Source organism: Azospirillum agricola (assembly GCF_020005195.1).
Classification (GTDB): Bacteria; Pseudomonadota; Alphaproteobacteria; order Azospirillales; family Azospirillaceae; genus Azospirillum; species Azospirillum agricola.
This window is the reverse complement of sequence record NZ_JAIFZR010000006.1, coordinates 145,680-169,240: the sequence shown is the minus strand read 5'-3', so window position 1 is coordinate 169,240 and position 23,561 is coordinate 145,680. Positions and strand designations below refer to the sequence as shown.

General features: G+C 67.6%; 20 protein-coding genes. 7 read left to right on the top strand and 13 right to left on the bottom strand.

Going from position 1 to position 23,561, the window contains the following annotated elements:
• Positions 1-3: 3 nt before the first annotated feature.
• The 5 genes from JN22_RS29705 to JN22_RS29685 form a co-directional block, all read right to left on the bottom strand.
• Positions 4-1,737, bottom strand: coding sequence for an HlyD family efflux transporter periplasmic adaptor subunit (locus JN22_RS29705; protein ID WP_085557523.1), 1,734 nt, complete (start codon positions 1,735-1,737; stop codon positions 4-6).
• Positions 1,734-2,885: a TolC family protein gene (locus JN22_RS29700; RefSeq protein ID WP_179166299.1), complete on the bottom strand. Its 1,152-nt coding sequence runs from the start codon at positions 2,883-2,885 to the stop codon at positions 1,734-1,736. Before JN22_RS29700 ends, JN22_RS29705 begins: the two co-directional genes overlap by 4 nt.
• 338 nt (positions 2,886-3,223) lie before the next feature.
• A complete protein-coding gene (locus JN22_RS29695; RefSeq protein WP_179166298.1) occupies positions 3,224-3,664 on the bottom strand; it encodes a Spy/CpxP family protein refolding chaperone in 441 nt (146 codons plus the stop codon).
• Between the two features lie 326 nt (positions 3,665-3,990).
• Positions 3,991-4,350, bottom strand: a complete 360-nt coding sequence (locus tag JN22_RS29690) for a hypothetical protein (protein ID WP_085557520.1) — start codon at positions 4,348-4,350, stop codon at positions 3,991-3,993.
• A 471-nt stretch (positions 4,351-4,821) separates the two neighbouring features.
• Positions 4,822-5,442 (bottom strand): Crp/Fnr family transcriptional regulator, encoded by a 621-nt coding sequence (locus tag JN22_RS29685; protein WP_223677970.1) that lies wholly within the window; start codon positions 5,440-5,442, stop codon positions 4,822-4,824.
• A gap of 98 nt (positions 5,443-5,540) precedes the next feature.
• Between JN22_RS29685 and JN22_RS29680 the strand changes: the two genes are divergently transcribed.
• Complete coding sequence (locus JN22_RS29680) at positions 5,541-6,113, top strand: hypothetical protein (protein WP_085557518.1); 573 nt, start codon at positions 5,541-5,543, stop codon at positions 6,111-6,113.
• A gap of 263 nt (positions 6,114-6,376) precedes the next feature.
• Positions 6,377-6,778, top strand: coding sequence for a four-helix bundle copper-binding protein (locus JN22_RS29675; protein WP_085557517.1), 402 nt, complete (start codon positions 6,377-6,379; stop codon positions 6,776-6,778).
• A 53-nt stretch (positions 6,779-6,831) separates the two neighbouring features.
• Here the strand turns inward: JN22_RS29675 and JN22_RS29670 are convergent, their stop codons facing one another.
• The gene (locus tag JN22_RS29670; RefSeq protein ID WP_085557604.1) at positions 6,832-8,103 is read right to left on the bottom strand and encodes a type II restriction endonuclease; all 1,272 of its coding nucleotides are present in this window, start codon (positions 8,101-8,103) and stop codon (positions 6,832-6,834) included.
• A 350-nt stretch (positions 8,104-8,453) separates the two neighbouring features.
• Here JN22_RS29670 and JN22_RS29665 point away from each other — a divergent pair, with 350 nt between their 5' ends.
• Positions 8,454-8,714: a hypothetical protein gene (locus JN22_RS29665; protein ID WP_143268784.1), complete on the top strand. Its 261-nt coding sequence runs from the start codon at positions 8,454-8,456 to the stop codon at positions 8,712-8,714.
• A gap of 165 nt (positions 8,715-8,879) precedes the next feature.
• Here JN22_RS29665 and JN22_RS29660 read toward each other — a convergent pair whose 3' ends face one another.
• On the bottom strand, positions 8,880-9,803 hold the full coding sequence (locus JN22_RS29660) for a LysR family transcriptional regulator (RefSeq protein ID WP_085557516.1): 924 nt from the start codon (positions 9,801-9,803) through the stop codon (positions 8,880-8,882).
• Between the two features lie 99 nt (positions 9,804-9,902).
• Between JN22_RS29660 and JN22_RS29655 the strand changes: the two genes are divergently transcribed.
• Positions 9,903-10,925, top strand: a complete 1,023-nt coding sequence (locus tag JN22_RS29655) for a zinc-dependent alcohol dehydrogenase family protein (protein ID WP_085557515.1) — start codon at positions 9,903-9,905, stop codon at positions 10,923-10,925.
• A gap of 848 nt (positions 10,926-11,773) precedes the next feature.
• Here JN22_RS29655 and JN22_RS29650 read toward each other — a convergent pair.
• The 5 genes from JN22_RS29650 to JN22_RS29630 all read right to left on the bottom strand — a co-directional run bounded on the left by JN22_RS29650 (position 11,774) and on the right by JN22_RS29630 (position 18,312).
• Complete coding sequence (locus JN22_RS29650) at positions 11,774-12,124, bottom strand: copper-binding protein (protein WP_085557514.1); 351 nt, start codon at positions 12,122-12,124, stop codon at positions 11,774-11,776.
• The gene (locus JN22_RS29645) at positions 12,103-15,306 is read right to left on the bottom strand and encodes an efflux RND transporter permease subunit (protein WP_085557513.1); all 3,204 of its coding nucleotides are present in this window, start codon (positions 15,304-15,306) and stop codon (positions 12,103-12,105) included. Before JN22_RS29645 ends, JN22_RS29650 begins: the two co-directional genes overlap by 22 nt.
• A 20-nt stretch (positions 15,307-15,326) precedes the next feature.
• A complete protein-coding gene (locus tag JN22_RS29640) occupies positions 15,327-16,571 on the bottom strand; it encodes an efflux RND transporter periplasmic adaptor subunit (protein WP_085557512.1) in 1,245 nt (414 codons plus the stop codon).
• Entirely contained in the window at positions 16,568-17,794 is a 1,227-nt protein-coding gene (locus tag JN22_RS29635; RefSeq protein WP_211099711.1) for a TolC family protein, read from the bottom strand. Before JN22_RS29635 ends, JN22_RS29640 begins: the two co-directional genes overlap by 4 nt.
• Before the next feature lie 239 nt (positions 17,795-18,033).
• Positions 18,034-18,312 (bottom strand): hypothetical protein, encoded by a 279-nt coding sequence (locus JN22_RS29630; RefSeq protein WP_143268778.1) that lies wholly within the window; start codon positions 18,310-18,312, stop codon positions 18,034-18,036.
• 683 nt (positions 18,313-18,995) lie between these two features.
• Here JN22_RS29630 and JN22_RS29625 point away from each other — a divergent pair.
• A complete protein-coding gene (locus tag JN22_RS29625; protein ID WP_085557510.1) occupies positions 18,996-19,715 on the top strand; it encodes a response regulator in 720 nt (239 codons plus the stop codon).
• Positions 19,716-19,741: 26 nt separating this feature from the next.
• Positions 19,742-21,055, top strand: a complete 1,314-nt coding sequence (locus JN22_RS29620) for an ATP-binding protein (RefSeq protein WP_223677969.1) — start codon at positions 19,742-19,744, stop codon at positions 21,053-21,055.
• Positions 21,056-21,115: 60 nt separating this feature from the next.
• Here JN22_RS29620 and JN22_RS29615 read toward each other — a convergent pair whose 3' ends face one another.
• Entirely contained in the window at positions 21,116-21,784 is a 669-nt protein-coding gene (locus JN22_RS29615) for a hypothetical protein (RefSeq protein ID WP_085557509.1), read from the bottom strand.
• 514 nt (positions 21,785-22,298) lie between these two features.
• On the opposite strand from JN22_RS29615, the gene JN22_RS29610 reads away from it, so the two are divergent.
• The gene (locus tag JN22_RS29610; RefSeq protein ID WP_085557508.1) at positions 22,299-23,549 is read left to right on the top strand and encodes an ABC transporter ATP-binding protein; all 1,251 of its coding nucleotides are present in this window, start codon (positions 22,299-22,301) and stop codon (positions 23,547-23,549) included.
• Positions 23,550-23,561: the final 12 nt, after the last annotated feature.

Sequence of the window (23,561 nt, the reverse complement as noted above, 5' to 3'; positions counted from 1 at the left end):
GCCTCACCGGATCTGGTTGAGGAGACCGGCGCCGTCGGTCACGATGCGCGCCGCCGGCTCGACACCGGCCAGCACGAGCACGGTGTTGCCGTCGACCGGCTGGGTGCGCACCGGCCGGGCGACGAAGCGCTGCGGGGATTCATGCTGCCAGACGATCGGCTGGCCGCTGGCGCTGCGGACGACGCTCCGACGCGGCAGCACGATGCCCGACGCCTTGCCCTGGACTTGGGCGATGAGTCGCACCGGCTGGCCGACGCCGAGCCCCTTGGGTGGTGTGTCGATCCGGAAGAGCATTGGGATCGCCTGCTGCCGCAACGCCAAGCTGGAGCCGAGATGCTCGAGAGCCAGGCTGGTGCCGTCGGCGGTGGTCGCGGTGGCGGCCGTGATGGCGTTCGCCACCCGGGGGTCGAAGGCGACGGCCTCGACCATCAGCCGCGACGGGTCGACGATCTCGAACAGCACTTGGTCGCGCGCTTCGACGACCTGACCGGCCTTCACGTTGTTGGCGGTGACGACCCCGGCGATCGGCGCGCGCAAGGCTTCCTTGGCCGTCAGGGTGGGCGACAGGGCGGCGCGCCGCTTGCGCAGTCCGGTGAGGTTGGCCTCCGCCTCCTCGATGTCCCGTTGCGGCACGCTGCCTTCGAGCTTCCTCAGGCGTTGGACCCGCCCCTCGGCGATGGCGAGCTCCTGCTCCACCGTGGCGATCTGCTGCTGGATGCCGCTGCGGTCGATCACGTTCACCGCCGGGGCGATGGTGGCCAGAATCTGCCCCGCCTCGACCCGCTGGCCGACATAGGGCAACCCTTTCTCGCCGGGCTCGATGCGCCCGCTCTGGGTGGCCTGGACGTGGCCGCCGCCGTTCGGGTCGGCAACGACCTGGCCGATCAGCTGGACCGTCGGCGCCGCTTCCTGCGGCGTGGCGACCGTGGTGCGCACCGACAGCAGGCGTTGCGACGGCTTGGGCACATACACGCTGCCGTCGGGCAGACGGCGCGGGCTGTCCGGCGCACCGGTGACCGCCGGCGTCGCCGCCGTTCCCAAAGGCTTGTCTTTCGCCGCGTCGCCGTGGCTGTGGTCCTCGCCGCCATGGGCAAAGGCGGCGCCGCTGGCCAGCAGCAGGCCGAGCCCAAGGAGGACGGCGCCGGCGACCGCGCGCACCCGCCCCCGGTGGGTCAGGGCGATGCTGGTCAACACCCCGAGGAGGAAAATCATGGCGGCGCCCAGCATCAGCCCGGGGTCGCTCCGTACCTGCCCGACGATGCCGGAGACGCCGTGCTCCCGGCCGGGCGGCGCACCGGCGACCGAGGCCGGGATCTCCAGCGTGCCGATCAGCAGGTCGGCGGCGTCGGCCGCGGTGATCGAGACCGTCAGTTCGTGCGGGCCGGGATTGGACAGCCACGCCGCATCGAGGCGGTAGACGCCGTCCTCGCCGGAAACGGCTGCAGCGGTCACCGTCTCACCATCGGCGGTGACCTCGACGGCCGCGCCGGTCACCGGCTCGTTGGTGGCGAAACGGTCCAGGTGAATGAGGAGCGTCTTGCCATGGGCGGTTGCCACCAACTCGAAGTCCGACGAGGACGTCTCCATGGTTGGCACCGCGGTGGCCACGACCGGCTTGGGGGTGTCGCCGTGCTCGTGGCCCTCGTGAGCGAGGACGGGAACCGCGACCGGCGTGGCAAGGCTCGCGGCGACCATGGCCGCGGCGATGCGGCGCGTGGCGATGAGGCGGACGGTCATGGAAGAGCTCCAAGAGACTGGTTCAAGCGGGCGCGCGCGGCGCCGACCTGGACGTCGGCGGTGGCCCTGGCGAGGTCGGCCTCGAAACTTGCCGCTTGGGCGCGGACAAACTCGACGAGGCTGATTTCACCCGCCCTCCGCGCCCGATCGACGTTGGACAGCCGCCCCTTCAGGGCCGCCGCCCGGTCGCGGGCGATGGACAAGCGTTCCGAAGCGGCCTGGTGGGCCAAATGGGCTCGGCGGATCTCGGCCTCGACGGTGCGCAGCGCCGTGGCCTGCTCGGCTTCGGAGCGGACCAGCTCGGTCGCGGCCTCGGCCCGCTTGGGAGCGTTGACGGCATCGACGGAGAGCGGGATGCGCAGCGACAGGCCAACGATGGTGCCGAAGCGTTCCTCGCGGGCGTCACGCTCCCGACGCGCCATCAGCCCAACCTCGGGATTGTCGCGGGTCGTCAGGTCGACCAGCTGCTTCTGCGCCTGGGCCGACCGGACGCCCAAGCGGGCCGCCTGAAGGGCCGGATGCTGGTGGAGCGGCGGGTCGCCGATCTGCGGTTCCGGCGTGGCCTTTGGGACCGCCAGGCCGGTCAGCGTGCGGAACGCCTGTCGGGCCTCCTCCAGTGCCAACTCCTCGTCCCGAACATCGGCGGCGGCGGTCAGGGCCTCCGCCCGGGCCAGCTGGTGGTCAGCCTCGGAGGTCTCGCCCGCCTTGGCCGTCCGTTGGGTGTCGCGCTCGAGCTGGCGGGCCACCGTCAGACGCTGCTTCGCGACGTCGGCACGCCGCTCGGCGAGCGCCACCTGCCACAGCGCCGTCCGAACCTCTCCCGTCACAGCCAGCCGCCGGACGGCGATCTCGGCGTCGGTGCGCGCCAACAGGGCGTCCGCCGCCCGGGTCGTCGCCGTGCCCTGACCGGGAAGCCAGAGCGGGACGCCGAGTTCCGCCTCGTATTCGCGACGTCCGGCGTTCCGTCCAAGATAGTCGGTGACGTGCCGCAAGGTAACGGCCGGGGCGGCGGGAACCAAGGCCTCGCCGGCACCGCGTTGGGCGATGGCCTGATCCCTCTTGGCTTCGAGAGCCAGGATGTCGGGGTTGACCCGCCAAGCGCCCTCCACGGCGTCGCGCAGAGTCTGCCCCTGAGCTGGGAGCCCCATCAGACAGCCGGCGATGGCGATCGCCGCCACCCCTCCCGAACGACGGAGACGCTGTCCCGCTACAGTCATAGTGATCTTCAACCTTTGTCTCCGAAACGCTTGCCGTCCCTGCCGTGCTCCTGTTCGCCATGCCGGACGGGATGCATCAACGGGCCGAGGAGCAGGGGGGCGACGGGAAGCGCGCCGCCCAGAGGGGGAACCTGATAAAGCGACAGGGGGGCCAGGCCACCGCGGCAACCGCGCCGGGGCCGGCGAGGCCGGTCCAGGTCCGGCACCAAGGCGTGCGGGCCCATGGCCGCAGGATGCGCTGGCTGCGTTCGTGCGTCATGACCGCCTCCTCACATCGTGCCCATCGGGCTGACGAGCCGCTGGTCGGCGCGCGTTCTCGGCTCCCCGACCAACGCGGCGTAGAGCGGCTTGGCGGCCGTCTCGAGGGCCTCCAGGGAGCCGAGGCGCGACCACAACACCTTCTGCTGGAAGGTCATCCGCTCCGGCCAGGAGGAGAGGATACGGCCGTGGGCCATCATCCCCCCGGGCATGCCCTGATGGGCTTTGACGTTCGTCCGCAGCACGTCCTCGAGGGCGTTCCAGTGCAACATCTGGGCGTCGGTGATGATGAGCTCGGTCTTCACGAGGGCGATGCGGCCTTCGATGTGTTCAGGAGGCAGGCCCAGGGCGGCCGGCTGGCCCACCATCATCCGATGCATGATCGACATCATGCCCGCTTGGTCATCCGGCTGGATCGTCATCGAACCCATCTGGTCCATCGTCATCTTCATGCCAAGCCGACCGGTCGGCCCGGGCGTTGGGCTCGCAACAGGCCGGCTCTGGGGCGTCGTCCCGCCATTGAGTGGGTTTGGTGATCTTGGCTGTCGGCGGTCCGGGCCTGGGCTACGGACATCAGGGTGGCCAACACAAAGGCCGGAAGTGGGGTGCGGGCGAGAGGCGGCAAGGCGCCCTCCATCGGAACATCGGGTTCGAGCCAATCCCGAACGGGGCTCCGACTGGGAGCGCGACGGGACGCACGGGGCAGGCGCACGGGGGACCGAAACCAGCATCCTTCGCTGAAGCAAGGTTCAGGCTGGATGCAGACGGACTCGTGGCGTCAGATGGTCGCCGAGGGGGGACGCAGCGCGGGGTCGGTGCCGACGCCGTCCGGCGTGGCCAAGGCAAGTGGATGGGAGGTGCGGTCGAGCAGAGGAACGAACGTCACGATGGGAACGGCGGGAAGGCCGCCGTGCATGGTCGCGCACTGAGCGACGCTGCAACAGGCGCCGCCGTCGCTCCAGCCCGGATCCGTGCAAGGACCCCGCTCATGCTCATGGTCCGCGACCGCCACAGGCGCGTGGTCATGCGCTTCGGCCATGCCATGCTCGTGCGGCGTCGGGGCGTGCTGGTGATGCATCAGGTTGGCATGGCCCGGCATGGCATAGACGAGCAGCGTGGCCAGCATCAGCAGGCTCACCGCCGCCCTTCTCACCGTTGCCCACGTTTCCCGCCACATGGCGATCGCCTTTATCCCTGATGGAGGTCGCGCGGCACCCTACGAGTCGACGCCCCCTTCTGGGAACCTAGGGCCAATCCCATGGTGGCGCAACCATGCGATCGTCTCGACCCCCTCGTCGCCAGTGTTCAAGGATCGACGTGGCGGACGATCACTCCCCTCACCAGCCCCGAGAGGCCCGAGAACCGAGCATCCAACCCTCCGGCCATCGGGACGCCAAGGATAAAAGGTGGCGGCATCGCCCCCGGTGGACGCCCGGGATTCTGGACGATGGGCGCGGAAGGATTCAGGCGCGAACGGCGCCGCCAACGCCCAATCCAGGAGCAGGCCGCGGGTTCGGTCGGACACGCACGGGACTGGCTCTGGGATGGTGAGACCGGTGCGGTGCGAGGCAGCACTCCATCGCCGACGGCTCGCTGGATGGGCGGAGGCTCAGCCCCTTGCCTGACCTGCGGGCCCGAGGAGCGTCACCGTCCGGTTTCCACGGGCGATCCGACCGGTGTGCGCCAGAACGGCGAGGGACCGATAGAGGGCCTCGTGCGTCAGGCCGACCTCCGTCGCGATCTCAGTCCATGGGCGCTCGAGCCGCACGGCCGGCGGGTCCCCGGAAGCCTGCATCCGCAGCCAAGCCATGATCCGCTCCGGCGCCGAACGGATGTTCCTGATCTCCAATCGGGCGCGCAACTCGCGAACCTGCGCGGCGAGCCCACGCGCCAGAGCCAGTGACGCGTCGGCATCGCCCTCCAAGGCGTCGAGAAGAGCCGCTTTCGGGACCATCGTCACGGTGGTGAGAGCCGCCTCAGCCACGCAGTCGCAATGATAGACGTCCGCCCACAGGGCGGCCTCGGCAAACGTCTCGCCGGCGTTGGCGACGTGCAGGGCCACGGAAGCCCCGTCCTCCAGATGCCGGACGAGGCGGACGCGCCCACGGTCGACGCGGCAAACCGCCACGGCGGCATCCCCCTGCCGGAACAACGCCTCGCCGGCCTTGAGATTCCTTAAGCGCCGTTTTTCCGGCGCGACGAGGCCAATCCATGTGCCCTTCGGACCCACCACCGGCCTCGCTGGACTCGTCCACGGTATGATTGCAATCATACCGTGGCTGGCGGGTCACGGCTACCGTCCAGGCCGATGCTCACGAGGAGGACGCCATGCCGCCGCTGAAAGCCGCCACCATCGCCGTCATCGCCGTGCTCGCCACCGGAGGGGCGCGGGCGCAGACCGCCAGCAGCCCGATGGATCACGCGGCGCATCATGCCCTCGGGTCCGGGCCGGCCGGCGCCGTCCCGACACGGCCGGGGCAGGATGCCTTCGGTGCGATCCAGGAGATCATCGGCATTCTGGAGGCGGACCCGGCCACTGACTGGTCCATGGTGGACATCGAAGCGCTGCGCCGCCACCTCGCCGACATGAACGACGTCACGTTGAACGCCAGGGTGACGGCGACGCCGTTGGAGGGGGGCGCCCGCTACGATGCCGTCGGAGAGGGCCGCACCCTGGAGGCGATCCAGCGAATGGTCCCGGCGCACGTTCGCGAGATCAACGGTGCGAACGGATGGACCGTCAGGGCCGAGCCCCTGCCGAACGGCATCCGGCTGACCGTCACGGCCGACCTGGCGCAGACGGCCAGGATCCGGGGGCTGGGTTTCATCGGCATCATGGCACAGGGCAGCCACCACCAGACGCACCACCTCGCCATGGCCACAGGCAAAACCAATCACTGATCCGTGCGGGCGAGGCTGGTGCGCTCGGCGTGGCATCCCCAACGCCTTTCCTCGCCCGGCGAAGCCGCCCGCTCCGACGCTCTGGTCAGAGCCCGCGGTGGCGGCTTGGCCGGCCCGGATCGAGACCCGCGCTCCAGCCTTGGACGGTGACTTGGGGCCGCTCCACGACCGGACGTCGGCGCCGCCCCATCCGCACGGACCCGCTGTTGGTCTCCAAAGGAGCGCCACACCCGGCGCCGCCGTCTTCGACATAGGAAATCACCATGCACGTGCGTGACATGATCAGCACCCATCCCCATGTCCGCGGCAATACGAACGAAGCGCTGATCCGCTGCATCGAGGAATGCTACGACTGCGCCCAGACCTGCACCACCTGCGCGGACGCCTGCCTGGGCGAGGAAATGGTGGCCGAACTCGTGCAGTGCATCCGGCTGAACATGGACTGCGCCGATGGCACCGCCACCGGTGCCGTAGCCACCCGCCTCAGCGGTTCCAACGAAGCGGTGATCCGCGCCATGCTGGAGGCCTGTAGCCCCGCGTGCCGCCTGTGCGCCGGGGAGTGCGAGCAGCCTGCCCAAGCACACCACCACTGCCGGATTTGCGCCGAAGCCCGCTGGAGCTGCGAGGACGCCTGCCGGAAGGCCACGCGGAGCATGGCCCACTGAACCTTGCAGCCGGCGGCCCTCGGGCATCCTGACCGAGCGGTGCCCGAGGGCGCTCAGACCAGCGTCCGCGAGACGGCGTGGATGGCCTTCATGCCGAATCCGAAACGGGCGATGGATTCGCGATGGGTTTCGAGCTCGCCATACGACAAATAGCGCACCTTGAGGTCCGCCACACGAGAGAAGGCGGGCCGGGCCAATTGGGCGCGCACCTCGTCCTCCCGGCCGTTCGGGGCAACCAGAAACATGCCTTCCAACGCGTGGGCATCGCCCCCGAGCGCCAGATCGAGCATGCGGACGATGCCCGAGTAGATCGAGGTGGAGTGTTCGACCTCGTAGGCGGCAACCACCCGCCCCTGTACCGGATCCAGCCACAGCACATCGATCAGCCGGACGGCGTCCGCTCCCGGTGCCGCCGCCATGGTGCCCGGCAACGCATCCAGGCAACCGTCGCCGAGCCTTCCACCGCCGTAGGCACGGCCGCGATCGTTGGCGGCGATCCAAACGGCATAGCCGAGCGCCCGCCCGAGGTCGCGCAGCCATCCCTGGATTTCGGTGTGGGTCCGGTCGCCCTCCCGCTCGGCGGCGCGCGCCTTGGCGGCTTGGACGGACTCCTCCCGGATTTTGGCAAGATCAGTCTCCCACGCCGCTCGTGCAGTCAAATCATCATCGCGCGGCGGCGGCGCGTAGCGGCCGGAGCCGACGTCGAACAGCAGTCCCCCTATGGCTCCCAGGTCGTTCGACAACAAGTCACGGTGCGCGGCGTTCAGGGCGATGATGCCCTGGCGCATCGCCAAGAACGCGTCCCACCGGCCGAGCTTTACCTTGGCGCCGGTCAGCGCGTTGTAACCGTTCACGATCGCCGTGTTGAAGGGCGGCACGATGGTGGGGTGCAGAAAATACAGGAGGTTCGCCACGGCCGGCCCCAGGCCTTTGACCTGCTTGGCGTCGAGCTGCCGGATGGCCGCGAGGACCTGGACCTCGGCGTTGCAGCAGACGCAGGCGTCGAGCAGACGGCCGAAGGCCCGCTGATTGTCCGGGTTTTCGTAGATGTCGGGGATGCGCAGCTTGGGCTTCCACAAAAACGCGTGGTCGGCGCCCTTGAAGATCTGACGCTGCTCAGCGATGGAGTGAACGACCGTTTCCAGCGACGAGCCTCGGTAGGCGTTCCCGAAGGTCCCGGCCTCGATCTCGGACACGATCTGTTGGATGCCACGCCGGATCGAGCGGAAATTCTTCACACGCTCCTCCCACAGGAACCAGGAGCGGTAGGTGGCGCCGGGGTCCTCGCGCCACCGCTGGATCAAGGCGCGCATCGGGTCGGACAAGGCGGGCTCCATGCAAGCGTCGGTCGAGGTGCCGACGTTATGCCAGGTTCTGACGCACGACAATCATAGAAAGAGTTCACGATCAGGATGACGCTCCATGGATTTATCGAGGCTCCCATGCCCTATCACGCGACCATGAGCTGGCGCACTCCCGCCGCGCCCGGCTAAGGCCGAGTCAGTAATTCGCGCACACGGGGTGATCGTTACATTCTGAAACATGGATGTCTTTAAGAAGAAATAATATCAAGATAAATCTGTAGCCATCCCGTGACCAATTTCGTCGAATGGGTTGCCCATTTGACGAGATGTCATTGGTATAATTGCAAAATCAACCAAGGAAAGAACCGATCATGTGGAAGCTTATTTCATCAATTTTGGGCGCTGTGTCGATTGTTGCTCTTGCATCGGGAAACGCAAACTCCGAAGCCCTCGTCTCCATTGACAAGAGCGCTCGGCCTGAACTTTCGGCATGCAAGGCGCAAACGGATTGGACAGCGGATTGCCATGTGCACGATGGCGGCACTTATCATCAACTGACCGTGAACCGTCCGACGCAGCCCCATGCCAGCATCGAATTCAACGAATTCCGGCGTGCTCTGCACGGGCGCTGACCACCGCGCGCCAATACGGCCCGCACCCTGAGGTACCGAAACGGCAGACCGCGTCCGGGGCCTGAGACGCCACGGGCGCCGTCTGCGAGATGCCACAGGAGCGCTCGAGCGGACCACGTCGCCTTGCAGGCCGGCCGCTCCTCAGGCAAAGGTGCGAGCACCCTGTCAGAGTGACGCCTCCCATGGCGGCGGCGAGAGCCTTGCGGTGATCCAGTCGGCGAAGGCTCGGGTCTTGCCGGCGGTGAAGCGGCCGGATGGGCGAACCAGATGGATGGCGGCCTCGCCGCCAACCGCCCAATCCGGCAGCAGCCGGACGAGCTGCCCGCTGGTCAGCTCGCGGCCGACCAGCCACTCCGAGCACAACATGACGCCGGTTCCGGCCACGACCGCATGCACGAGGCTTTCGGCGTTGTCGGTCAGCAGGGGACCGGACACCCGCACCTGCACCCTTTCGCCCCCCCGGCCGAAATGCCAGTCCGACGGCGAGTCGAACAGGGCGAACAGCAGACCGTCATGCGCCGCGAGATCGGTGGGCGTCCGCGGGGTTCCCCGGGCCGCGAGGTAGGAGGGAGCGGCGCAGACCAGCCGGCGCTCGACCCCCAGCTTGCGGGCCACCAGCGAACTGTCACGAAGGCGGCCGATGCGGATCGCCAGATCGACGCCCTCCCCCACCAGATCGACGAAGCGGTCGCTGTAGAAGGCCTCGATCCGCACATGGGGAAAGGCGGTGAGGAAGCCGGGCAGGAGCGGCGCCACCCACAGCCGTCCGAAGGCTTCGGGCAGGGACAACCGGAGGGTGCCGCGGGGAGCGGCTCCGGCGTCGGCGGCCTCCCGCTCGGCATCGGCCAGCAGCGTCAAGGCGACCCGCGCCCGGTCGGCGAAACGGCGGCCGGCCTCCGTCGGTGTCACCCGCCGGGTCGTCCGCTCCAGCAGCCTGACGCCCAGACGCCGTTCCAGCGCCGACACCCGCCGCGACACGACCGAGGCGTCACGCCCCAACACACGGGCGGCCGGGGCGAAGCCGCCCGTGTCGACGACCGCCAGAAAGGCGCTGACCTCGTCCAGACCCTGATCACTCAATTCATGCATGATTCACAGCAATATCATGCGCGGAGGCCCGATTAAAGGCGTGTCAGCAAACGGCTAGCCTCGCTTCCACCACACCACAGCAAGCGAGGACTGTTTCCGATGCGCGCCTATCACCTTGACGCCCCCCGCCTCGATGCCCTGCGCCTGGTCGATGTTCCGCAACCCCGCCCCGGGATGGGCGAGGTGCTCGTCCGGCTGCGGGCAGCAAGCCTGAACTACGTCGACCTCGCGGTGGCGACGGGCGCCTTTCCCGCAGCGCTCCCCCTCATTCCGGTCGCCGACGGAGCCGGAGAAGTGATGGAGATCGGCCCCGGTGTGAGCGGCCTGACGGAGGGGGAGCGCGTGATCCCGCACTTCCTTCCGGACTGGTCGGCCGGCCCGCTGCCGCCGCTCGCCAGCCGGCGGATGCGCGGGATCACCATGCCGGGCTCGCTTGCCGAGTGCGCGGTGGTGCCGGCGGCCGGTCTCGTGCCGATCCCCAGCCATCTTTCCTTCGCCGAAGCGGCCACCCTGCCGATCGCGGCGACCACCGCCTGGAGGGCGGTGCGGACGGGTGCGGTGCGCCCGGGGAGCACGGTGCTCCTGCTCGGCACCGGCGGCGTCAGCCTGTTCGCCCTGCAATTCGCCAAGGCATCGGGGGCGCGGGTGATCATCACCTCGTCCTCCGACGCGAAGCTGGACCGCGCGAGGGCGCTCGGCGCCGACGAGACGATCAATTACGCCGCCGTCCCGGACTGGGACCGTCAAGTGCTGGAACTGACGGGGGGAGCCGGAGCCGATCTGGTGGTCGAGACGGGAGGCGCCAAGACCTTCGCGCGCTCCCTCAACGCCGCCGCCGCCGAGGGCACGGTCTTCGTCATCGGCTTCCTCAGCGGCGGCGACCTGGAGGCCTCCCTGTTCCCGATCATCCTGAAGATGCTGAGGGTCATCGGCAGCAACACCGGATCGGTGGCGGACCTGCGGGAGGCGGTGCGGGCGATCGATGCCACCGGGCTCCGCCCGGTGGTCGACCGCGTGCATGACTTCGCGGATGCGACGGGCGCCTACGAAACGCTGTCGCGCGGCGGTCACTTCGGCAAGATCGCGATCACGCTGGAGCATGGGCACCGAGCTCAGCTCTGAGCGCACCCGCCGGCCCAAACGCCATCATCGCGGACCTGGGGGCCACGAAGGCAAACAGGCGTTCGGAAGACCGTTCACGTCCACGAGGAGGTGACGCGTGGCCTCTTGCTTGCACGATCCAGCGGGTTTGGGCCGGCCCTCCCCCATTTTGCCAAAACCCGGACACTGTCCATCCGCCCGACTGTCCCGCCGAGACCGCCCTTCGGCTCATATCGCTCGGACGGGAGCAACGGATCAATCAACGATCAGAAGTCCTTATTAAGGAGGACCTGCCGACCTCGTCTCAACAATCCAAACTCTGTCTCGTTCGATTTCCTATGATCCACGGATAAGTGTTCAGGCCTGACGCTCCCATGCCGGGGCTGGGCTCTTCGCTTGGTCTTCTTCGGAGTTTCGCTTGATATACAAACGGAGGTCGGCAGCGGTGAATGGCGTGCCACTCAGCTTATGAACGCCAGCTCGAGCAAGCTCAGTGGCGATCGTCTGCCAACCGACGCGCCGACGGCGAGCCTTTGTGATCTCGTCACACAGTGGGGCCAGCAAATATGCATTCGTTACCCCGGCCGCACGCAGCCTCACGGTCGGGCGGGGCAGCCGGGCCAGGGCATGGCGGAACTGCCGGGCCAAGACGATCAAATCCATCCCAGTGCCGGTCAGGGCCGTCCGGTTCGTGGGTCGGCCTTCCACAGCGTTCCCTTTTTCACCCGTTGGTCTGGACAAAGCGCGTTCCTCCACTCCGCCGCATCGCCATCGGCCTTGACCGGTGATCAGGAGGCAAGCATCCACGGCGAACGACAGGCAGCTCCAGACCGGAGCGGAAGTCGCAGGATGTCGGGCCTGTGGAGCACCTATCGGGCTGGCTTCATCGAATCGACCAGATAGGTGCCTCTGGCATCCTTGCCGACCGTGAAGACCACCGTGTCCCCCGGCTTCACGGCACCGAGATCGACCGACATGGCCACCCCGAAAGCCATCGTCATCGCCGGCCAGCCGAGCGCGGGAATCGGGCCGTGCGTCAGGTTGATGACGCGCTTCCTGGCGTCGACGCCGTTGACCGTGCCGGTGGTGCTGGTGGAACGCTCCGCCGCCGTCTGCACGGGCGCCGGCGCCGAGCCATGGTTGTGCATTTGCGCCTGAGCCGCGGAGACAAGGCCGGCGGCGAGGCTGACAGCGGCGATCAGGGTGAGGGAACGACGCATCGATCGGCTCCTTCCGTTTCCAGGTGCGATGGGGTGAGGTCGTGATGGGGAGGCCGGGGCGTGGGGGCAGGGCGCCCCACCTCCCGCGTCTTGACCAGGGCGTAGATGGCCGGGATGACGAGCAGGGTGAGCACGGTCGAGGAGATCATGCCGCCGATCATCGGCACGGCGATGCGCTGCATCACCTCCGAGCCGGTGCCGGTGCTCCACATGATCGGCAGCAGGCCGGCCATGATGGCCACCACGGTCATCATCTTGGGCCGCACGCGCTCCACCGCGCCCTCCATGATCGCGTCGTAGAGGTCGGCCTTCGTCAGGACGCGTCCTTCCGCGGCGCGCTTGCGCTTCATCGCCTCCAAGGCGTGATCGAGATAGATCAGCATCACGACCCCGGTCTCGGCGGCGACTCCGGCCAGGGCGATGAAGCCGACCGCCACGGCGACGCTGAGGTTGAAACCCAGAAGCGCCATGTACCAGACGCCACCGACCAGCGCGAACGGCAGCGACAGCATAACGATCAAGGTCTCGGTGATACGGCGGAAATTCATGTACATGAGCAGGACGATGATCGCGATCGTCACCGGCACGACGATCTTCAGTTTTTCCTTGGCGCGCTCCATGTACTCGAACTGGCCGCTCCAGGTGACGTAGTAGCCGGCCGGCATCTTCACCTGCTCCTGCACGGCCTTGCGGGCGTCGGCGACGTAACCGCCGAGGTCGCGATCGCGGATGTCCACGTAGATGTAAGCGGACAGCAGCGAGTTTTCGGTGCGCACCGTGGACGGCCCCTTGGTCAGCCGGACCGAGGCGAGCTGGCCGAGCGGCACCGCCCCGCCCATCTCCGGGTGCAGCAGGATGCGGGTGGCGATGGCCTCGGGATCGCTGCGCAGAGCGCGCGGGTAGCGGACGTTGACCGAGAAGCGTTCGCGCCCCTCGACCGTCGTCGTCACCGTCTCGCCGCCCATCGCCGTCAGGATGACGTCCTGCAGGTCGCCGACGGTCAGGCCGTAACGCGCCAGCTGTTCACGGTTCGGGTCGATCTCCAGATAGTAGCCGCCGACGATGCGCTCGGCGTAGGCGCTGGTGGTTCCGGGAACCTGCTTGACGACGCTTTCGATCTCCCGGGCCAGCCGTTCCATCTCCTCCAGGTCCTTGCCAAAGACCTTGATGCCGATGGGCGTGCGGATGCCGGTGGACAGCATGTCGGTGCGTGCCTTGAGCGGCATCGTCCACGCGTTCGAGACGCCGGGAAGCTGGAGGGCGGTGTCCATCTCCGCCAGCAGCGTCTCGAAGGTCATGCCGGCACGCCATTCCGTCTGCGGCTTGAGATTGATGACCGTCTCGAACATCTCGGTGGGCGCCGGATCGGTGGCGGTCGCCGCGCGGCCGGCCTTGCCGTACACCGACGCCACCTCGGGAAAGCTCTTGATGATGCGGTCCTGCATCTGGAGCAGTTCGGCCGCCTTGGTGATCGACAGGCCGGGCAGCGTGCTGGGCATGTAGAGCAGCGTGCCCTCGTTGAGCGCCGGCATGAATTCGCTGCCCAGCTTGCTGGCCGGGACCACCGACCAGCCCAGCACGCCGGCCGCGATCAGGATCGTCAGGACCTTGGTGCGCAGCACCAGCCGGATGAGCGGCCGGTACGCCCAGATCAGGAACCGGTTCACCGGGTTCTTGCGCTCCGGGATGATGCGGCCGCGCACGAACAGCAGCATCAGCACCGGCACCAGCGTGATCGACAGGAACGCCGCGCCGGCCATGGCGAAGGTCTTGGTGAAGGCCAGCGGCTTGAACAGCCGGCCCTCCTGGGCCTCCAGCGTGAAGACCGGCAGAAACGACACCGTGATGACCAGCAGACTGAAGAACAGCGCCGGCCCGACCTCGACCGCCGCGTCGATCAGCACCCGCGCGCGGGAGGCTCCGGGCGGAGCGTGCTCCAGGTGCTTGTGGGCGTTCTCGATCATGACGATGGAGGCGTCCACCATGGCGCCGACGGCGATGGCGATGCCGCCGAGACTCATGATGTTCGAGGTCATGCCCATCCAGTCCATGACCATGACGGCGATGAGCACGCCGACCGGCAGCGTGACGATGGCCACCAGGGCGCTGCGCACATGCAGCAGGAAGACGATGCACACGAGCGCGACGATGACGCTTTCCTCGATCAGCGTGCCCTTGAGGTTCTCCACCGCCCGCAGGATCAGCTCGGAACGGTCGTAGACGCTCTCGACGCTGACCCCCTCCGGCAGGCCGGCCGACAGTTCGGCAAGCTTGCTCTTGACGTTGCGGATGACGTCCAGCGCGTTCTGGCCGGAGCGCTGGAGCGCGATGCCGCTGACCACCTCCCCTTCGCCGTTCAACTCGGTGATACCCCGGCGTTCGTCCGGACCGATGCCGACGCGGGCGACGTCGCGCAGCAGAATGGGGGTGCCGCGGTCCACCTTGAGGACGATCCCCTCGATGTCCTGCGTCCCGCGCAGATAGCCGCGCCCGCGCACCACATACTCGGTCTCGGCCATCTCGATGACCCGGCCGCCGACATCCTGGTTGCTCGTCCGGATCGCCTGGGCGACCCTGGCCAGCGGCACGCCGTAGGCCTGCAGCTTCTGCGGATCGACCACCACCTGATACTGCTGGACGAAGCCGCCGACGCTCGCCACCTCGGCCACGCCCTCTGCCTTGGTCAACTGGTAGCGCAGATACCAGTCCTGAAGCGTGCGCAGCTCGGCCAGGGTGCGGTCCTTGGCGAGCACCACATACTGATAGACCCAGCCGACCCCGGTGGCGTCCGGCCCCAGCGTCGGGGTGACCCCATTGGGCAGCCGCTTGGCCGCGAAGTTCAAATACTCCAGAACGCGCGAACGCGCCCAATAGAGGTCGGTGCCGTCCTCGAAGATGATGTAGACGAAGGACGCCCCGAAGAAGGAGAAGCCACGGACCACCTTCGATTTCGGCACGCTCAGCATGGCGGTGGTCAACGGGTAGGTGACCTGATCCTCGACGACCTGCGGCGCCTGGCCGGGATAGTCGGTGTAGAGAATGACCTGAACGTCGGAGAGGTCCGGCAGCGCGTCCAGCGGGATGCGCGAGACCGAATAGACGCCGCCCCCGACGAGGAACAGCGTGCCGAGCAGGACCAGGGCGACGTTGCGGGCGGACCAGCGGATTACGGCGGCGATCATGATGCCTGTCTCCCGGTGCGCTACTGATGCTGGTGCTGGCCGCCGCCGAAGCCGCTGAGCGCCGCACGGAGGTTGCTTTCGGAATCGATCAGGAAATTGGCGCGCACGACCACGCGCTCGCCCCCCTCCAGCCCGGCGGAGATCTGCACGTAGCCATCGGCGCGCGCGCCGGTTTTCACCTCACGCGGCTCGTAGCGTCCTTCCCCCGTCTCGACGAGGACCACCTGCCGCCGCCCGGTGTCGAGCAGCGCCGATTCCGGCACCACCACCGCCGGCTCGCGCACGACCTCGTTGTGCAGATTGACGGTGGCGTACAGGTTCGGCTTCAGCAACCCATCCGGGTTCGCCAGATCGATCCGGACCTTGCCGGTCCGGCTCTCGGCGGTGAGCGTCGGGTAGATGAAGCTGATGGTGCCGGAGAAGACCCGGCCGGGCAGCGCGTTCACCACGGCCTCGATGTCGTGCCCCAGTTGCACCTGCCCCAAATCCTGTTCGAACACGTCGGCGATGAGCCAGACCTGCGACAGGTCGGCGATGCGGTAGAGGGGCTCGCCCGGCGTGAAACGCATGCCCTTTACCGCCGCCTTCTCCAGCACCACGCCATCGGCGGCAGCCCGGTAAACGAGCGTGCGCGACGCCTTGCCGGTTTTGCGCAGCCGCTCGATGTCCTCCTCCGGAACATCGAGGTTGCGCAGACGCTGGAGCGAGGCTTCGGCAAGCCCATCGGAGGCGCCGGCCCGGCGCGCCACCAGATACTCCTGCTGCGCCAGCACCAACTCCGGGCTGTACACCTCCATGAGCGGCTGGCCCCTGCGGACCGTGGCGCCGGTGGTGTCGACATGCAGCTTTTCGATCCAGGCCTCGAACTTCGGAGCGACCACGTACAGCCGGCGTTCGTCCACCTGAACCGTGCCGACGGCGCGAACTTGGCGGGCCAGCGTGCGGCGACCGACCGGCTCGGTGCGCACTCCCAGCTTCTGCACCTTCTCGGGGCTGATCGTCACGACGCCCGCCCCGATCTCCTCGCCTTCGTAGACAGCGACATAGTCCATGCCCATCGGATCCTTCTTCGGCACCGGCGAGGTGTCGGGAAGACCCATTGGGTTGCGGTAATACAGGATGCGACGCTGACCCGCGGCGTCCGCCGGTGCCGGCTGGGCAACCGACGCGCCGTGCCCCGTGTGGCCCGACTGAGCCAGGGCCGCACCTTCCACAGCCAGCGAACCAGTCAGCAGCACAGCAAGAAGACCCACGATGCGGCTCATAGCTCACCTCCGATCAATCGCTCGATTTCGGCGAGCCGAACCTGCTCCTCGAACGTCACGGTTACGCTCTCGACGATGGCACGGCGCAGGGTTTGCTGCGCCAGCAGCACGCTGGACACCTCCTCGCGCGCGAGCTCGTAACCGCGCATGGCGGACTCCACCGCGACCCGCGCCTGTGGCAGCGTGACCTCGCGGAGGATGCGCTTGCGCTCCCGGAGCGCGCCGAGCATGGCGTGCGCCTCGTGAAGCTCGCTCGTCACCTCCAAGCGAACCTGGTCGAGCTTGGCGCGCGCCGAGCCGGTCATGGCGGCCGCCTCGCGCCGCTCCGCCCGACGGCGGTCGATCTGCAGCGGGATGTTGAACTCGATCATGGCTTGGTACGCTTCAAACCGCCCGTCGCGGCGAACCGCACCCACACCCAGTTCCAAGTCCGGATACCAATTGCGGTCGACGAGCTGGCGCGACGTGTCCGCCGACTGGATCTGTGCCTGCTGGGCGCGGATGACCGGAGAGTCAAGCATCGCCCGCTCCAGCAACGCCGCGACCGACAGCGTTTCGACGGCCGGCACCGCGCGCGGCTGCGGCTTCGATGGCAGCGGCGTGTCCGGCGCGCGGGCGAGCAGGCCGTTGAGGCGCACCTGCGCCCGCCGGCGGTCGGCCTCCATGCGCGCCACCTCCGCCATCAGTGTTCCGCGCTCGGCCGTGGCTCCGGTGACGTCCTGCTGCTTGCCCGGGCCTTGGGCATAGCGGATGCGCGCCAAGTCCGCCAAACGACCCATGGTGCCAAGCAGTCCGCGGGTTTCGTCCACCGCCAGGTGGGCGGCGTGATACTCCGCGTAGGCGACCTTGACCCGGTAACTGATCTGATTTTCGACCTCCGCTTGCAAGGCGCGCGCCTTGCGGCTGTCCCATTCCGCGATGCCGCGCTTGAGTTCACGTTTTCCCCAAAGCGGCAGCATCTGGCGGATTTGGTACAGTTCCTCCCCGGCGCGCCGCCCTGGCAGGTAGCCGGGCATGGAGCGCGGGATCATCAGCTCGGTCTTGAACTTCGGGTCGTCCAACGCGCCCGCCGCCTCGACCCGGCTGGCGGTCGCATCGGCCTCCAGCGCCCTGACCTGAGCTTCCGGATTCATGCGCCGAGCGGTCTCGATCAAGCGGCTGATCTCAGCGTCGGTTCCCGCCGCCCTGGCCGCCGTGCCGGTCAGAACCAGGATGGCGGCCATCGTTGCCGCGCGCAAACAGCGTCGCGACCATCGTTTCGTCATGTCCAAATCCCTGACTGCCCGTCCACGCACGACGGCGAGCCCAGGCAAGCGTCGTCTCGTTCGCAAGGATGCCCCGGCCGTCGACTGGGAGGGTATGGCGGGGGCGTATGGGGTAGCCGCCTTCGGCACTCTGTGGACGGTCGTCCCAGGGGCACCGGGGGCGTCGGTGAGGCGGTGCGGCACCGACGCGGCCGCCTTCAGGCCCTCGCCACGCGCGCCGGCGGTGCAAGGGCCGCATCCACTCCTGGGCCTCCCGATGGCCGAGCGAGCGCTTGGAGCTTGGCGCGCACCGACATCCGCGTGTGCGTGCCGGCGTCGTGTCCGTGGCAGTCCGTCGTCTTGAGGACGTCGGGGATGCGGTGCGCAAGCGCGGGCTTTGCTTCCGCGTCGATGCGCGCTTGAGCGGGCGCGGCACCGCCGCGCGCAAGCAGCCCTTCACCCAAAGCGGCCAGAACGAGACGGCGCGGTGTGACCATGGCTTGTCTCCGTGGACGGCTCCCCGCTTCACGCTCCGGATTTCCACAGGCGCGGAAGGGGTTTTCCTGATCGCCTCGGTGTACACATGGTCGTGTTGCAGAGATGAGGTCGGTTTGTAACAGAGTATGACAGCCCCAAATCCACCTCCATGGACATGGCCACCTTTGCAAGGATGCGCTGATCAAGCCCTTGAAATCACGGCAGTGTGTTCGCCGGCCTCTCAAAGCCACAGGGACGATTGTGGGAGGCCGCCGGCAAGCCTGCGGCAATCCGCCACATCCGTGTTCGTGTCGGTCGCGGCACGCTTATGGAAGTCTGCTTGCGCTGACGCCCTGCTCGGAGGCGATGCCTGGGCACGCATCGCTTCCAAACCGCAACGCATCCCCTCACGGCGTCACGGACTGGAAAGGCGCGGTATGAGTCCCATCTCCCACCAGATGACCGCGCCCCTGCTGCCGTGTCCGCCAGGCTCAGGCCGGTGCAAGGATCAAGAAACACCGCTCACCAAGCCCCGGGACCGGATGCATCCAAAGCCAGGGATCGCCGCCGCTCCGCTACATTTCAAATTGTAACAGGCTTCCCGCACCTTCATTTTCCCGTTTACCTGCCTTGGTTCCAACGCCATCCTCGCGTCACCCACGTCCGTGGCGTTCCCGACTGCCCCCAAGCCCGTTTGAGTGCCATGAGCGTTCATCACATCTTGGTCGTCGACGACAACAAGGAGATCCGCGACCTGCTGGGCCGGTTCCTGCGCATGCACGACTTCAAGGTCACCACCGCCCGCGACGGCTACGAGATGCGGGAATGCCTGCGCAACGGTCCGGTGGATCTCGTCGTTCTCGACCTGATGTTGCCGGGGGATGACGGCCTGAAGCTGTGCCGGGAGTTACGGTCGGCGTCGGCCGTGCCCATCATCATGCTGACGGCCATGGGTGAGGAAACCGATCGTATCGTCGGCCTGGAGATGGGAGCCGACGATTACGTCGCCAAACCCTTCAACCCACGGGAACTGCTGGCGCGCATCAAAGCGGTTCTGCGCCGCACCAGCGCACCGGGCGATCCGTTCGACCCGCCGAACAGCGGTGGACGCATTCTGCGCTTCGCCGACTGGCGGTTGGATCTGGTGCGCCGCGAACTGCGCTCGCCCGACGGGGCGCTGGTCGAGCTGACGACCGGCGAATATGACCTGCTCCTCGCCTTCGTGGAAAACCCGCAACGTGTGCTCACGCGCGACCACCTGCTCGACATCACCCGCAGCCGGGCGGCCTCGGCGTTCGACCGAACGATCGACGTCCAGGTGAGCCGGCTGCGCCGCAAGATCGAGACGGACACCGAACAGGGCATGATCAAGACCGTGCGCGGCGCCGGCTATGTGTTTGCCGCGACGGTGGAGCGGCTGTGATGCGCCTGCGTTTGGTTCCTGACAGCATGGCGGCGCGCACCATCGCCGTGATGATGGCCGGACTGACGCTGTCCCACCTGGCCAGCATCGGCGCCTATCGCATCGATCTCCTGACCCAGTTCGGCAGTTCGATCGAGCACGAGGCGGCGGAACGGATCGCGACGGTGCGGGCCGCCGTCCTGAAGGCGGGGCCGGACGAGCGCGAACGGACCGCGCAACTGCTGTCCGGCCGTCGGCTCGATGTGCACTGGAGCCACACCCCGCTCGCAATGGCCACCGACGTCACGGACCCCCAGCTCGCCGCGCTGCTCGACCGCCTGCGCGAGGCCACGCCGGACCAGCGCGACCATCCCCTCCACCTCGCCTTCGCCGCCGACCCCGATCATCCGGGCGACGGCGGTCACATGCTGCTGGTCTCCGCGCAGCTGCCGGACGGGAGTTGGCTCAACCTGCGTTACATTCTGGCCGAGCAGCCGCCGAGCACCCCGCATGGCCTGCTGCTGTCGACCGGGCTGATGGCTCTGGCGGTGGCCGGTCTGTCCATCCTTCTCATCCGCTCGGCGACTGCGCCGCTGCGCGCCATGGCTCGAGCGGCCGAACGCCTCGGCATCGACGTCACCGCTCCACCGCTGCCCGAGACCGGCCCCAGCGAGGTGCGCCAGGCGGCGCACGCCTTCAACGAGATGCAAAAGCGCATCCAGCGGCTGTTGACCGACCGCACGCAGATGTTCGCGGCGCTGTCCCATGATCTGCGAACGCCACTCACCATCCTGCGGCTGCGGGCCGAGTTCGTCGAGGACGACGAGCAGCACGCCAAGATGCTGAGCGAGATCACCGACATGGAAACGATGATTTCGGCAACACTGGCCTTTCTGCGCGACGACGGTGTGCAGGAAGAGACCGAGGTGATCGATCTGGCAGTGACGCTGGCGACGATCTGCGACACCTTGACCGATTCCGGGTGCCACGCGGAGTATACAGGGGCGCGCCACGTTCCGATGCGCTGCCGTCCGGCGATGCTCAAGCGCGCCTTTCTGAACCTGATCGACAACGCGGTCAAATACGGGGCACGGGCGCGCGTCACCCTGTCGACGGGCAACGGCAAGATCCACGTCGAGGTGGCCGACGAGGGACCCGGGATACCGGAGGCCGAGATGGAAAAGGTGTTCCACCCCTTCTACCGCGTGGAACGTTCCCGTTCCCGGGAAACCGGCGGCTTCGGGCTCGGCCTGACCATCGCGCGCGGGACCATCCGGGCGCATGGCGGCGACGTCGCCCTCGCCAACCACCCGGACGGCGGCCTGCGCGTCACCATCGCCCTGCCTTGGGCGGACCACTGAGCGGCGCCACCGCATACGCTTCAGAGGACGCCGAGGCGGGCCAGGGAGTGGGTGCGCGCGTCAGAGCGCAAACGCCGGGCGCGCGGCCTCATCGGGAGCGGCCATCCGGTCGATCGTCACGGTTCGTCCACCCGCGGCGTTGCCTTTGGCGATGATCAGGTCGGACGGCCATCCCACGAGTCCCGGGTGGGCTGCGATGGCATCGGCCATGCACAGCGCCGCCCATTGATCCAGCGCCAGACCTCCCGATGCCGCCGCGACCAACGCGCCATGATGCTTCGACGCGCTGCTGGAGAACAGGGTCGGGTCGGTGCCGTACGCCGCGACGGGGCCCGGAAGCGCCTGCTGCGCGCCGGTCGCGAAATTCAAGGTGAACAGCTGCGCCGAGACGTGGACGTTTGCCGCCGCGGCAACCAGCAACGTCCCTTGGCACAACGCGGCGATCTTCCGGTTGGCGGTCAGCGCCGCTTGGTGATGGGCGTCGCGCAAGGCCTGGAACGCGGCGACGAGGCCGGTGGCGTCGGCCGAAACCGTGCTCCGGGACGCCAGCATGGCAGCGATGAGCGCGCCCAAACGGGAAGAACCGGCTTGCCCGAACAGCACCGCATCACTCCAGACGTGGATTTTGGTCACCGTTGCCGGCGGAAAAAGCCCGAGCGGATCAGCCCGGAGGCTGTCTCCGGCGATGAACGCCGTGTCCTGGTTGGCGAAGGCGAAGAGCGCGGTCATAAGGGCTCCGGAACGAACAGCGACTCGCTATATCGTACATGCCGCTCACGGTTACCGCAATCTCAACGGGATTTTGGCGCGGCCCCAAGGCCGAAGCGACCATTTGGAATAACTGGCGACGCGTGAAGGCCACAGACCATCACCACCATCGTTGCGCCGGTAGAAGAAGAGGACGCGTCACTCCCCCGTAAAGCCTCGCAACAATTTGTTACATTCGCGTCCTACAACGGCAACACACGGACGCTTTAATCGCAACCAAGCTTTGCGACGCAACGATACGATGCGATGGCGAAGCATTGGTTTCACCGCAGCGAACGGCGTGGACAGCGATGGCGAGAAGCGTGCCCGCCCCCTCTTTGATTCACTCGGGTCGCCCCAAGGGACCGGCCGTCGGAGTCGTCGCGACCGGTCCGCTGCGGCGGATGCCTTCATGGGACGCGCACGCGTCTGACCGCAGGCGTCAGCCCGTGCTGGCCGCCGCCCGGACGGCCGCGCACCACACAGCGGGTGACGAATGAACGCGGCCATCCTGCAAGACCGCATCCATCAACTGAGTGACTGGATCATCACCAGTGTGTTCCCCAGCTCGCACTGGTGGATGCATTTCGTTGTCCACGTCGTCCTGGTGGCGATGCCGGTCGCGTTTCTTGCCTTGCTGTTGGTTTGGGCGGTCGGCTTGGCGCGTCGGCGTCTGGCCGGCCGGCCGGCGGCACCGTCTGCGGACCTGCGCAGCCCGCTCCCAGCGAACCTGTTCGGCTACATCCTCAAACACACGCGCCGCCAGCAGCTCATCCTGCTCATGGGTGCGTTGGCGTCCTTGCCCCTGCTCTACGCGGTTCTTGAACTGCCGAAGCAGATCATCAACCGGGCTTTGAGCACGGAGGCCGAGGCGGTTTCGGTGCTCGGGGTGGCAATGGCCTCCTACGAGTTGCTCTTTGCGCTGTGCGCGCTTTATCTCGCGGCGGTTCTGGCGAGCGGCGGCGTCAAATACGGCATCAATCTCGTCAAAGGCCATTTGGCGGAAGGCATGACGCGCCGGATGCGCTTTGCCGTCTTCCAGGCTTGGTCGCGGGGCGCAAAGCCATGCGCGCCCGCGCAGATCATTCCCGTGCTGGTCCAGGAGGTCGATCCGATCGCCGGCTTCGCCGGCGAAGCCTTTCTGACGCCGGCTTTCGAAGGCGGCACCTTTCTGACCATCCTGGTGTTCATGGTGCTCCAAAACCCGGTGCTCGGCGCCGCCGCCATGACGCTGGTCCCGATTCAGATCGCCCTGATTCCCCGCCTGCAGCGTCGGGTCAGCGCCCTGGCGCGCCAGCGGTCACGCGAGATGCGCGCCTTTGGGGTTGCCGTGGCCGACGCCGACCCGCGCAGCCAAGACCCGCATCCTGTTCTCGCTGTCTCACGGTCCCTCAGACGGGCACAAACCATCCGGCTGGAGATCTACCGGCGCAAATTCTTCATCAAAAGCCTGAACAACTTCATCACTCACCTCACCCCGTTCTTCTTCTACAGCATTGGTGGGTATTTGGTCATCGAGGAACGGCTTTCCCTGGGAGCGCTGGTCGCGGTTCTCGCCGCTCACAAGGACATGTCGGCGCCGCTGCGTGAACTTCTCGGATACTATCAGACCATGGACGATGTTCGGGTGCGCTACGACGACATCCGCCGGTTCCTGGCTGGTCAGAACGAGCCCGCAGCGGCCGACACCGCAGGCGCGGTCGGCGAAGACTCCTTGCCGCACAACCTGCGAAGGGGTGCGGCATGACCGCCATGGATC